At 40.9% G+C, this 13,327-nt stretch carries 3 protein-coding genes; all 3 read left to right on the top strand.

Features of this window, described 5'->3' with window-relative positions:
* Positions 1-7 precede the first annotated feature (7 nt).
* Positions 8-5,662, top strand: coding sequence for a prealbumin-like fold domain-containing protein (locus tag C1A07_RS01640; RefSeq protein WP_101875558.1), 5,655 nt, complete (start codon positions 8-10; stop codon positions 5,660-5,662).
* A gap of 177 nt (positions 5,663-5,839) precedes the next feature.
* A complete protein-coding gene (locus C1A07_RS01635) occupies positions 5,840-8,221 on the top strand; it encodes a SpaA isopeptide-forming pilin-related protein (protein WP_145996024.1) in 2,382 nt (793 codons plus the stop codon).
* Positions 8,222-8,397: 176 nt separating this feature from the next.
* The gene (locus C1A07_RS16120) at positions 8,398-13,275 is read left to right on the top strand and encodes a SpaA isopeptide-forming pilin-related protein (RefSeq protein ID WP_101875556.1); all 4,878 of its coding nucleotides are present in this window, start codon (positions 8,398-8,400) and stop codon (positions 13,273-13,275) included.
* Positions 13,276-13,327 lie beyond the last annotated feature (52 nt).

The raw sequence follows: 13,327 nt of genomic DNA, 5'->3' as shown, positions 1-13,327 counted from the left end.
TGAGACTATGAAAGACTGGATAAAAAGAAGTTTTACGGCCCTTATGCTGGCTTGTCTTATGGTAATGGAACCAGTATTAGACCTGGCGGCGGCCACAGTGAATTTGCCGGGAGACGGCGGCTTGACTTTAGAAAAAGAGATTACTTTTACAGAGGAAGAAATCAGAGAGATTTTAGATGAAACAGGCGGCCAGGGCATTGAACTGGATAAAGAGGCCCTGCCTTATCCTGATTTTATGCAGGAGGACATTGGAGAGCTTCTGGAGGAACAGCTGGAGGACAGCGTTCTGATTTTACAGGAAGACAGGGGAGACGACTTTACAGTGCTGGCGGCAGTTACTCTTTCTGAGGATGAAGATGAGGAAGGGGAACCGTGTTTTGCAGACCAGGTAAAGATTATCGGTTTAAACGGCAATCTGGAGCAGGATGTGTCCATGGAGGTTCACGTGCTTGGAGACAGAATGCACGTGTTCCAGGGCAATGTGGAAAAATATCAGATTTTAGGACAGCTGGAAGGATATGATGAAGAGATTCTGGACGAAGATCTGATTGTAGATGAAGAGATTATAGATGAAGAGATTATAGATGAAGATTTAATTATAACAGAAAGTCCCAGCGACGCAGAAGAAGAGGATGACAGTGAGGAAAAAGACAGACATACTGTCAGCCAGGCTTCCGGGGAAGGTGCACTGGAAAAAAGCAGTCATAGTGTGCCTGTACTTTACGCAGCCTCTGCCTCTGAAATAGATGAAGATGAGGAAGAACACATTTTTTATAAGGCTACAGGTTCAGATGCAGTGAAGCTTCTCTACGGTGATTTTGTAATCGAAAAATACCGGGGGGGGGGTAATTGGGAACTGGAACAGGAAGAGCTGGAGGCTATCCGCCGAAAAGAATCTAAAAGATCTTTATTTGCCAGATCTAAGACTGAAAACCCAAATTATCAGCTGAATGTGGGAAGCTTTCAGATTGTAGTGATGACGGCAGATACAAGAAGCTATGAAAATGTATTTGATTATGCAGATTCTCTGTATCATGCATCTCCTTCAGAGCCGTTTATGACTATGGCTATGACAGGAGGGCCAAGGGGTGAAGTATTAGCCGGCGATGTTTTCTCTTATCGTTTTGATATTATGACAACAGAGGTGCCTACATTTACATTTATAGGCGCCGCCAATAGGCCTATTTATGATCAGCTGAAGGATGTTAATATTTTCATTGTGCTGCCTGAAAATATAATCGTGGAAAATGAAGAATCAGTATTTGAGGATAAAGAGGAAATTGAAATTGACGGAAAAAAATACTGGAAATACAGACTGCATTATGATTCCCTTGAAACAGGTTCGGCCAGAGCTCAGGCCTTAGAATTTAACGCATATGTAGGAGGAAATGGAAAAGAACCTATTAATAAGGAATATGCCCTTCCTGAAAAATATATGTGGGCAGAGTGCCAACTGGATATTGAGGATTATGACACTGGAGAAAAAGAAACATATTTTGTGGAGAGCCAGGCGAATCCGGCTGAAAGTTCCTTTATTACTGTTACCAAGGATGATTGGTATGTGAAAAAAGAGGATACTCAGGCAAATGACTGGAAAAAGGTAACTGTGGGCGGAAAAGACCTGCTTCAGGTACAGTACAGGCTGAAGGTTGGTTTTGCCAATTCAGATAAGACAGATACTACTAATGATCCGGCGGCATATTTAGACGCAGCAGGACGTACAGGATTTAGTTCTTTTAAGCTGGAAGACGTTATTTCTGTAGAGGGGAATAAGGTAACAGGCTTTCCTGCTCCTAAAAAAATAGAAGTACGCTTTGAAGGGCAGGAAGAGCTTTTATTTGAAAGTGCTGACACTAAAGAATTTACTATAGATCAATATATTACAAACGGAAATTCTGACAAGTTAGATGAGTCAGCCCCATATTACACTGTATATGAAGTGACTGTCTATTATCCTTATGAAGACTTTGTTATGAGCTATAACGACGACAGGTATGGGGATGAGAATACTTTCACTATTCATAATGAGGTTAAGTTATCATATAACCTGCTAGGAAGCACTGAACCGGATCGCTTTGATGTAAGTAAAGCGGATATTAAAGTAAAGATTAAGGAAGAACCTGCTAAAATCAAAATCCATAAAGAAATCTGGGATGTAGTAAAAAAAGAGTATGTTCCTTATGATAAAGAATTAGAAAAAGAATATCCGGGAGCCGCTGAGTTTGATATACAGAAAAGGGTAAATGGAGCCTGGGTATCTTATGAAAATTATACAGTGACAGGTCAGACGAATAAAGGCGGCCCTATTGTTGTAAATCCTACCATTGAAAATAATGAGGATTTATCTTATGCAACAGGTGATAATGGCTATGTTGAAGTTACTGTAGAACCAGGGGTGTATCAAATTATAGAAAAATCTGCTCCAGACAGAACAGAAAATAATAATACTCCTATCTCAGCGGAATATTTGAAGGAAAATGATGTTAAAGAAGTAACATGCCAAAATACTCCAAAGACAGGGACATTTAAACTGAAAAAAGTAGGAATGTCAGTAGACGGAATTAGCAATTCTTTGGAGGGAGCGGTGTTTGGTATCTATACATCTACGGCTTCAGACGCTGTGCCGGTGAAAACAGCAACATCTGCTAAGGACAGTGAGGTACTGTTTAATTACCTTGATCCGGGAACTTATTACATAAAAGAGATTCAGGCGCCTGAGGGGTATGTGAAATTTAATAGCAGCTTTGAAGTAAAGGTAGAGGCAAACAGGCTTAATAACTTTGAAATCCCCTGGCCTAATCAGGAAAATCAGGGAAAAATCGAAGTTACAAAATTAGTGCAGAATAATGAGAACCAGTATGTGGATGTTCCCACACGTCTTCAGCCGGATTTTGTAAACGCCTTTTATTTTCAGAGAAAGAATAACGGTGCATGGGAAGATGTGACAGACGCAGATGGAAATACCAAAAAATATTCTGTAGGTACAAATTCTAAGTTTTCAGAAAAGCTGCCTGCATTAGATGGCGATGGAAACCCGATTTCTTACCGTATAGTAGAAGAATTGCCTGAAGGCTACAGCAGCGGGGAAAGTTCTGACGATTTAACAGTAGAAGTAGACCAAACAGAAAGAAAGGTATACAAAGAATTTACCTTAACTCCTTCTGGCACTACAAGTAAGGAATTAAAGAATATCAGACTGGGCCAGATGACATTAACAAAATATACAGCTTCTGTCCAGAATGGAATTTATACAGAAAAAATTGCAGATGCCACTGACGCCAATAAAAGAACTTTTAGCTTGTACCGGAGAAATTCAGACGGTACATATGCAAAAGTATCCCAAAATGGTGAAACTATTTTTAGCACAGATAAAGATGGCCAGATTGTTCTGAAAGAGCTGGAGATTTTTACAGGGGAAGCTGGAGGAGGACTCATTGACTATTATTGGGTGGAGGAAGGAATAAAAGAGGGTGAAAAGCTGGAGGTGGCTTCATCTTCATCGGCAACTCCTGAGTTAAACCAGTATTATGTCCAGGATATCGAGATAGATGGAAAGACAGTCCAGGCCATTGGCCCCTGCCGCGTCAGCAGAACAGAAATTGTGGACGTAACTGCCTACAATGTGAAACAGGAGCTTCCCTACTGGGTGCAGAAGTATGACTCTGTAACAAAAAATCGAATTTCAGGCGCAGAGATAGAGGTTACATATACTGATAAAGACGGAAATCCTGCATCCTTAGAACAGGATGGTAAGACTGGAATTAAGATTGATATGACTTCAGCCGGTACCCTGTTCATGTTAAAGCCAGGAACCGATTATACAGTTACAGAAAGTGTAGCGCCGCCTAATTATAGTAAAAAAGATGAAACTTATGTCATTAAGGCTGAAGATGAAGATGGCGATAATATTGTAACAAGAGAAGAACTTAGAAAAATACTGGCTAATAAAGGGGACCATACTTTAAAAATTTATAATGACCCTCATTACAAATTTGAAATTAAGAAATCCCTGAAGACAATGGGAGACAGTACAGAGGGGGGAGCCATTACTTATCCTGAAAATATTACATTTGAAGTATACACGAAAGAGGCAGACGGTACATTTCAGCAAGTAGCTGATAAAGTAATCAGCTCTAATGTGGCGGCTCAGCTTCCTCCAGGGGAGTATTATTTTAAGGAAGTTATAAAGGATGGTATTATTAATCCTTATTATCTGTTTGAGCAAGCTTCTCCAGGAGAGGCTAAGGAAAAATATGAGTGGATGGACGTTGAAGGTATTAGCCTGAAAATGGAGCTAGTCTCAACCGATGCTGAAAATGCAGCTTATTTTGGACCATACAAAATAGAAAATGCAAAAGACACAAATACCCATGACCTGTTCTCCATGGTGAATTATGAGAATAAAGGCGGGGTGCAAATTAAGAAAAAGGACTCTATTACCGGTCTTACTGTATCAGGAGCTGAGCTTTCTATTTACCGGTCAGATGATTCAAATAATGCTGTTAAAGTAGAAAAAACCAGCGGTGGGCTTGCTACATTTAAAGATCTGCCCGTTGTAGATGAAAAAGGACAGCTTATTACATATGTAATTAAGGAGACGGCTGCTCCAGATAAGTATTTCCTTACAGATGAAGAGATCAAAGTCACTTTGGAGCCTGGAGAAATCTTAAAGCCAGTAGATACAGCAACAGAGACAAATCTGGTATTGGAGAATGATCCTAAAATTACGATTAAGGCTCCTAAGGTGTGGAGAAATCAATGGCTTTATGAGACAAACCCTGTAGATTATGTGTTGGGCAGAGTAACCCTTGCATTGTTTGAGGTAGATGATCAGGAAAATGTTACCTGGGTAGCGGATGCTGTTACAGATCCTTATGACGGAAACGCAGTATTTAAAGAAGTAAAAAAGGATAAGCAGTATTATATAGCAGAGGTGAGAGTCCCCACAAAAGCAGAGTGCGGCGTATACTTAGAGATGCCTGAAAAAAAGCTTGGAGAAAAAGAAACAAGAGAGCCTCTTCCGGCGGCTTATCAAAAACAGGGCCGTGATGGAAACAACAATATTATTACTGTAGATGATCTGAAGAATAAATATAATGCAGTTGCTTATCATTGGGAAAAAATAGGCGGAAGCGGTGTAGATGATGAGGGCAACACTAACACTCTTCAGACTACAGATAGGTTGGTTAATTATAATCCCTGGGTACAGTTTGAGTTTACAAAGTTATGTAAAGATAAAGGCGAGACACTTAACGGGGCAGAATTTAAACTGTACAAGCAGGATCTTCCGGAAGACAATACTCTTACAGCCTCAGCAGAGGAGGTTATGAATAAGTTCCAGTTAGTAGGAGAGTATGAAAGTGGAACAAAGCTGGACCCAGAAACAGGGGTTACGAGGGAAGGCATGTTTGACACTACTGTTTTAGAGCCAGGTTATATTTACTGGTTGGTAGAAACAGAATCTGCCACCGGCCATAAAGTAGAACCCTTACCTAAGGTTATGGGCATCTATTCCCCGGAGTCCAGTAAAAGAGAGTTTACTTATGAGAATTCAGGGAATGGAGATGTAAAGGTAACTCAATATCATTCTGAGGTAAATAGTGGTCTGGAGCTTTACAATGACCATTTAGAGGGCCCGGGAAAAGGAATTTATGAAGCTTAGATTAAGCTGAAAAAATTCCTGGATCATGGAGCATCTACGCCTGAGAAAGATAGATACACACTTTTAGGCGGAGTAAAATATCAGGTATGGCTGACAACTCTTCCAAAAGAGGGTGAAGTAGTACCTGGTAAAGGAGAATTTGAAGAGATTCTGCTTGTAGATACAGTGGAAACTGGATTGGAAAGCGAATATCCTGCCATAATGTCTGGCTTTGCCATGACAAAGTATATTAACTTTGCGGATCTGGAAGCAGACTTGAAGGCTAATGGATATTCACCAGATGAAATCGCAGAGAAATTTATAAGAGAAGGAGATGATACTCCAGAAGGTAAAAATGAAGAATCCCATTATAAGGAAGCCAGATTCTTTATAAAAGAGGTGTACGCCCCTGCTCTTGTAGAGATGGATACTGAAAAGTATTCCTTGATGCTTCGGGCCTACGGTGATGTTTCCGGCTGTTATAATGAGGATTATTTCTACAGAGAAGCAGAGGATGGACAGGATGCCACAGGAATACGTCTGACTAATACATCCAACAAAGAATATCAAGTTGATATCTTTAAGTGGGGATATACGCCAAGTACAAAAACATTTGGAAAAACAGATGATGAATTGGCTGTAATGACTGCTAGTGAAATTGGTAAAACACAATTAAACAGTGTGAAATTTACCTTGGAAAGAGAAGAGTATGACGCAGAAGCAGGAGAAAGGGTTTTTAAAACTATTTCAGTCAATATAGATGGCAAGGAGGTTACGGAGTTTACAACAAACACCAGTGGCCAGATAACTGTTCCTCTGCGCTCAGGAAGCTACAGACTGAAAGAAATGAAAGGTAATATAAACTACGATAATTTCTATAGCGGAGGGCCAAATGATTGGAATTTCAGATATTTTGTAGTGCAGAATCAAGACTGCGTAGTACATGTATTTAATCCAAGAAAGCCAATTCTGCAGGTTGAGAAACTGCCATGGAATAAAGATACCATTAGTGGTCTGGAAGGTATTAAGTTTACCTTGGATAATGGAGAAGAACAGGTAACAAAAAATAGCGGTGGAAGGTTTATAGCTACTTTCAATAACTTAAACAGCGGAACTTATAAAGTCACAGCAGAGGTTCTGTCAGATTCTGCCTCCAAAGTTGTCACTAATAACTACTTTGATGATGTATTCCAAACAAATGAAATTACTGTTGGATATTGGGGATATCCTGATCCGGATGATGGTTTAGCAAGAACTTTAATATTGCAGCCCAGGGATGAGGGAATAACAGGACCGACCAGAACCTTGAAAATTTATAATCCTCAGCTGGCAGATATAGAGAGCCGGAAAAAAGATGCGAAATTCCAGGATACTAATCTTTCTGGAGCTGTATTTAAGGTTTATTACAAACCTTTTGCTGCCTCAGATCTGGCGAATGGTTATTTGAAAGCAGATATTCAAGATGATAATTATTCTGGCAGGCCGACAGCAGCAGATACAGATTGGGGTGTATATGAGGAAAAGACAGTCGCTACAAATGTTAATGGATCATTAACTCTCACTGATTGTCCTCCAGGCTGGTATATGTTTGAAGAGCTTGTTGCGCCAGAGCATTACAGTCTGAGAACTTCTAACATCATTACTGCTGTAAGAGGAGATATGGCAGGTGAAGGTAAAGAAAACTATATTACAAAAGAAACTGTCACTATTACCAATGAACCTGAGGTGCAGCTGGAATTAACAAAAACACTGGATTTTGGCGATATGAGAACTTATATGTCTGCCCAAGAAATAAACGGTATTGTAAACGGCACCAGTTTAACCTTCTACGTTTTCAAAAAGATAACAGATCCATTAGAACCATCAGGAGCTGCTGACTATATCCCAGTAAATGATCCTGATATCTCTGGTAAACAGCTGGCTATGACCATCCGGTCCTTTAGCGGGTCAGGTACAACTTATAATGGAACAGCGTCAGTGTGGCTGCCTCAGCTGAATGCTAATGAATCTTACTGTATAAAAGAGGGAAGCAATTCAAATTGGCTGTTACAAGATACAGGAACTGGCTGGACAAAAGACGATCAAGGCTATATGGTGCTGGCTGGTACATTTGACGGTACTGTTAAAAATGTAAGCATTGGAGTAACCAATAGATTCAGTAAGGCAGGTATAGAAGTATTTAAAATTGCTGAAGGGGCTGAAGGGAATGTGGTAAAACCTTTATCAGGCGCTGAATTTAAATTGTACGAAGATAAAGAGTGTACAATACCAGTAGTTGACTTTAAAGAGGAACAGAAAGATGGAAAGGGCACAGGAGTTTACCGGGCAGAAGTAACAATGACTGATCTGTCAGAAAAGACCTATTACCTGCAAGAGGAGAAGGCTCCTGCCGGATACGTTTTAGAACGGAGGCCCATTGAAGTGAAACTTACTCCTGGAAAAGTGGTTTCTTCTTATGATGAACGGCCTGACGGAACTTCGGTATATCCTGAACTGACCATTACAAATAAAGGCGGTATGGATATTAAAAAAAGTATGGCCAGGTTCACACTGAGGGATATGATGAGGACAATCTGCTGACAAATCCGGCTGTTCAATTTTATCTTTACGAAGAAGAGGGCAATAGCGGAGTTTGGAGTTATAAGGAAGATGGTGATACATCAGATGGCGTTCTTACCTTTGACGGTTTAGAATTAGACAATCATCAGCAGTATGCTATTGCTGATGGAGAGATCAAAAATAATCAGGGATATACCTTGTATCAGCTGGAAAGCATTTGGCTTCAGTCAGAGAATGAAGACGGCACAAAGACAGAAACAGAAGTACATCCAGAGACAATCAAAGTGGACGGCCAAGATATAACAGTTTATAAGCTTCCTGAAAATCTGGTTCCTGGAACTGTGTATGAGTGCAGGGCATTTAACCGTCCTTCCAGTGAAGTAACGATTAAAAAAGTAGATGCAATAGACCCTGGCCACAAACCAGACCCAGAGAGAAAGGTAACTGTGGAAATTACTGATGGAACAGGTGCTCAAGTTGGAACGGATATCCAGGTGCCTTATGGCGGAGAAGGGGTTAAGGTTTATTTGCAGCCAGGTACTTACACGTTTGAAGAAATAAGTATTGCTGGTGATACTGGCAATACCCAGAGTATAAATGAGTATGTAATTAATAAAGAGGATACAAGGACTATATACCAGGTTACTAAAAACATTACAGAGGAGGAAAACCAGACAATCACTTTAGCGAATGTAAGGCAGCAGGTGAATGTTAAGGTGGAAAAAACAGTAACTCCAGAAGACTTGAGGTGGAATGACAAACAGAAGGTTACATATTCTCTGCAAACAACAGTAGACAATACCCTTCCTTTAGACAAACTGGTAATAACAGATACTGGATTGAATATGATGGATGGAAATAATAATTCTTTGGGGTATGAGGACTATGAGAAGGATATGTATACCATTACATCAGTACAGCTGTCTGAAGTAAAATATAAGAACTATATTAAGAAAGATGGTTCAAATGATCCGGCAGATGTAGGCGACATATTGGCAGTGGTAAGGTTCTATGGTTTTGGCGGAGAAAATGATAGCGCCCCCTTATTACATACAGCCGACCCTGTAAAAGTCAGCGGTCTGGATGGAGCTGCACCTGAGCTGATTCAAGTTCCTGACACAGTTTCTGGTAATATTAAAAGTATAGAGATTGAGTATTACTCCGATATATATAAGGAACAAACAGGGAAGAAATACAGCCTTCCTCAGGATTTAGAGCTAGGGGAAATTAAGGTTGAGGTCTTTGTTTTCCAACAGCCATCACAAGATGGTAACGAAAGCTTCCGAATAGCTGTTTCAAAAGTAAGTAATACGGCTAAAATAGACGTAGATTATCAGGAGTGGATGGCTGATGGAACTCAAGAATTAAGAAGCCAGTCTGCCTCCTCCACTGTAGATATTAATGTAAACGGGCCGAAAGCTCCAAGAGTTTCTGTAGAGAAGTCAGTAAGTAAGATCACAGATATAGAGCCAAACGATATTCTTGAGTATGAGATGAAAATCACTAATGTGCATGATGAAGATATGATGCCATTAAAGGACCCTGTGCTTATAGATTATCTACCGGCAGGATTAACTGCAGTAAGAGGTTCTCTCCACATGGAAGCTGATTCGGATTTGTCTATACAGTCTGAAGATACTTCTATATTGCGGCTGGGCGACAGGGACATTATTGTATTCCCTATTAAGGGAGAGTTAAAAGACGGGGACATAGTGACTGTAAGCTTTAAGGCTCAGGTAACAAACGCGGCCTTAGTATTGAACCCTTCCATACGCAACACTGTATATATGACCAGTGATGTGAAAAATCCGATTCTGTCTGAGAATTTACATGGAGCAAGCTTTCAGCTGGCAAACGGTTCGGGTCAGGGAGAATGGCCCACAGAGGTACTGCCTTCAGAGATTCAAAGTCTTTTGGCACAGTATCCTAATTTTGCAAAGTGGAATGATTATGCCTTTATAACAGCTAATGCAGACAGCACTATGAAAACAGTCAGCGCTGTTGAGATTCTCAAGGAAGTTAAAGGAAATATAGACGATCATTATGTATACGGCGATAGCTACGGAAAAATTGAGGTAAAGGAAAATCCAAATGATGTAACAGATAAAAAAGCTACAGCTGAATTCCGCCTTACTGTCCGCAACAGTTCTGCTAAGGACACAGTGATCAATGAAGTCAGAATTATGGATCTTCTTCCTAATACAGATGACGGACGAGGCAGCGAGTGGAGGATGACCTACAAATCACTTGACAGTATAACCTTGGTGAAAACTGATGTAGACGGAAGAGAAAGGTCTGAAGAAATTCCAGCTGAAAAACTGACTCAGTATTATACAACTTCTTCTGGTTCTGATAAAGCAAAGCTGGAGAAGGAATTGATGGGCCAGCCGGATAATTTTACAAATTGGAAAAAGGATCAACCTGCTGATTCAAGCAGTATTACCGGCATAGCTTTTGTGATTAAAGATCTTGGAATGGCAAAAGATGATAAGCTGATTTTTAAGTATACAGCAGATCTGGACCCTGAAATTTTATCTGACGATAGTAAACTGGAAGAGTGTTATTATAAGTATGCAGTAAACTCGTTTGGACTTTCTTATTTCTATAGAGATGCCCATCAGCAATATAGTTTCCTGCTGCAAAGCAATCCTGTTCAGGTTACTCTTGTTCCTAAGACTGTAGAGGTGGGAGGAAAAGTGTGGCTGGATGACAATGACAACGGCATACAGGATGATAATGGAGGCAGTGATTACAGAAATCGGCTGGAAAAATATATATGGTCCAGCTACATAGATTCTGTACGTCTGACCACAATAGAAGGGCTGAACAGAAACCAGACTTTCACAGATACTATTGGAACTATCAATGAGAACGATGGAAGCTTCCTGTTCCAGGGACTGTCTCCTTCCAAACCAGTCAGCGAGGTGAATCTGTATAAAAATGATCAGTTAGATCTGGAGCAGCTGACAGGTACTGTAAAAACCAGATATAATCTGATTATGAGAACAGGCGGAACAATGAATTCTTATCCGGCCCTTACCTTGAAAGCCGCGAAACATGAGATGAAGGATGAAAATACTCCTAATCCAGAGCCAAACCGCTCCAGAAAACCAGATGAGCTGCAGCCTGGAGGAGCATATGAATACGAGGCTAAAGATAATAATTTCCAGGCAGGAGGAAACAATAATTACTTGTCAGAGGACTTCTTCCTTTGGTCTGCAGATACATATGATCACACCAAGGACTTAGGACTGGTGCCATGGAGAACGCTCCGTATTGTAAAAACCGACCGTCTGGGAGACAGACTGGGAGGCACAAAATTTGAGATTTACGGACCGTTTGATGCAAAGGCTTCACTGTCTGAGGCAGATGTAAAAGACGAAAATCTGCTGCCGGGAGGTACTTTAATTACAAAGGATGCACCGTCTATAGAAGAGGACCCAGATAAGGGAGCAGCTCAAATAGATCTGCTGTACCTGAAACAGTATATTATTGTGGAGGCGGAAGCTTCTCCTGGATATACTCCTGTAGGAGCAGGCAATAACCTGGTACTGGAAGAGATTATGATGTATGACCACGACGACTGCCACCCGAAAGCCTGGATTCTGCCTAGCATGGAAGATATGCAGAATCTGAAGGCGGAGGATCATCAAAATGCCTTAAATCTTGAAATAACTAATTATGCTGAAACTGACATGAAGGGCACCATTACCTTAGAAAAGGTAGATCAGTATGAAACTGACAGGCGCTTAAAGAATGCAGTCTTCCGTATTTATGGAGATTCTACTTTCCTTGGAGGATGGGATAAATTTAAAGCTTCTGCTTCAGAAGTTGCCAACGGAACGTGGGAGCTGGAGGACGGACAATATGTCTGGAAGGAAGATAAGGATAATAGAGAGCGATGGGGCGAGGATAAAAACATTACAGTGCTGCCTGTACATCCTGTTATGTCAAACTCTGTATTCTTCCGTTTAGACGAAGGATATGGAAAGATTATAGACATTCCATTTGGAGGTTATGCTGTAGAAGAAATGATGCCTCCTGACGAATATGTGCTGGATGATGAGCCTTGGACCTCAGGACGTTTCCGAATTGGTTTGATTAATAATGGTAAGGTTCACCATGTATTTGCCGGAGACGCTGCCATTACCAACCACCGGGCTGAGCTGCGCATCACAAAGATGGATGAAAAAGATAATGATAAGGTTCTGGAAGGAGCCAAATTCATTCTCCACAGCAACAAGGGATATATTATTCTGGATGACGACTACATTTTCAAAGGCTATGGCGATAAAAAGAGCCAGGCAACAGAATTCAGTACAGATGCAGACGGAAAGGCGGCTGTGAAAGGCCTTCCGGAGGGAAAATATACTCTTATTGAGACAGAAGCTCCATTTGGATATCAGCTGTCAGCTGACCCAGAGACAGAGATAGAGATTTCAGATCAGGGAAATACTGAGACTGTAATTGAAAATGCTGCCGGGGAAGCGAAAATTGTAGTGAAAAAGGTAGCTGAATCTAATACAGATATTGTTTTAAGGGGAGCAGAATTTGGCATTTACACAGACAAAAACTGCAGCGAGGATTCACGGATAGGTTACATTGTCACTGGAGACAAGGGTATAGGAAAATCTGAGAAACTGCCTTACGGCACATATTATCTGAAAGAGACAAAAGCGCCGGAAGGTTATCAGCTAAGCGGTATTGTATATTCCATAGAGCTGAAACCTGGCGAGGTAGAATATATGGTGACTACTATGGTAAATGGAAAACCAGTGCCATATATTACGAATAAGAAGGAAGATGATACGGACGAACCGGATGATCCAGATAAGCCAGATGATCCAGACGAACCGGATAAGCCAAGTGAACCGGACCGTCCTCATAGACCTGGCGGTGGAGGCGGCGGAAGCGGAAGCCGTGATCCGGAACCTCCTGGAACGCCTGTAACACCAGATATTCCGTTAATACCAAAAGATCCTGGAGTAGAAATCCCCCTTCCTGTAATTCCGGACGACGGATTTATTCCTACAGAGAAAATTCCAAAAACAGGGGATATAAAAAGAATGAAGTAATCTGCAAAAGGATAATCCTAATATGATAAAGAGGCGGGCGCCAAATCATCAT

This window comes from Lachnoclostridium edouardi, from assembly GCF_900240245.1.
GTDB classification, from domain to species: Bacteria; Bacillota; Clostridia; order Lachnospirales; family Lachnospiraceae; genus Lachnoclostridium_A; species Lachnoclostridium_A edouardi.
This window is presented reverse-complemented; position numbering and strand designations above follow the sequence as displayed.

Bases quoted from the DNA above. Each gene is read 5' to 3' on its own strand.
- C1A07_RS01640 (WP_101875558.1), top strand. From the start codon at position 8: ATGAAAGACTGGATAAAAAGAAGTTTTACGGCCCTTATGCTGGCTTGT.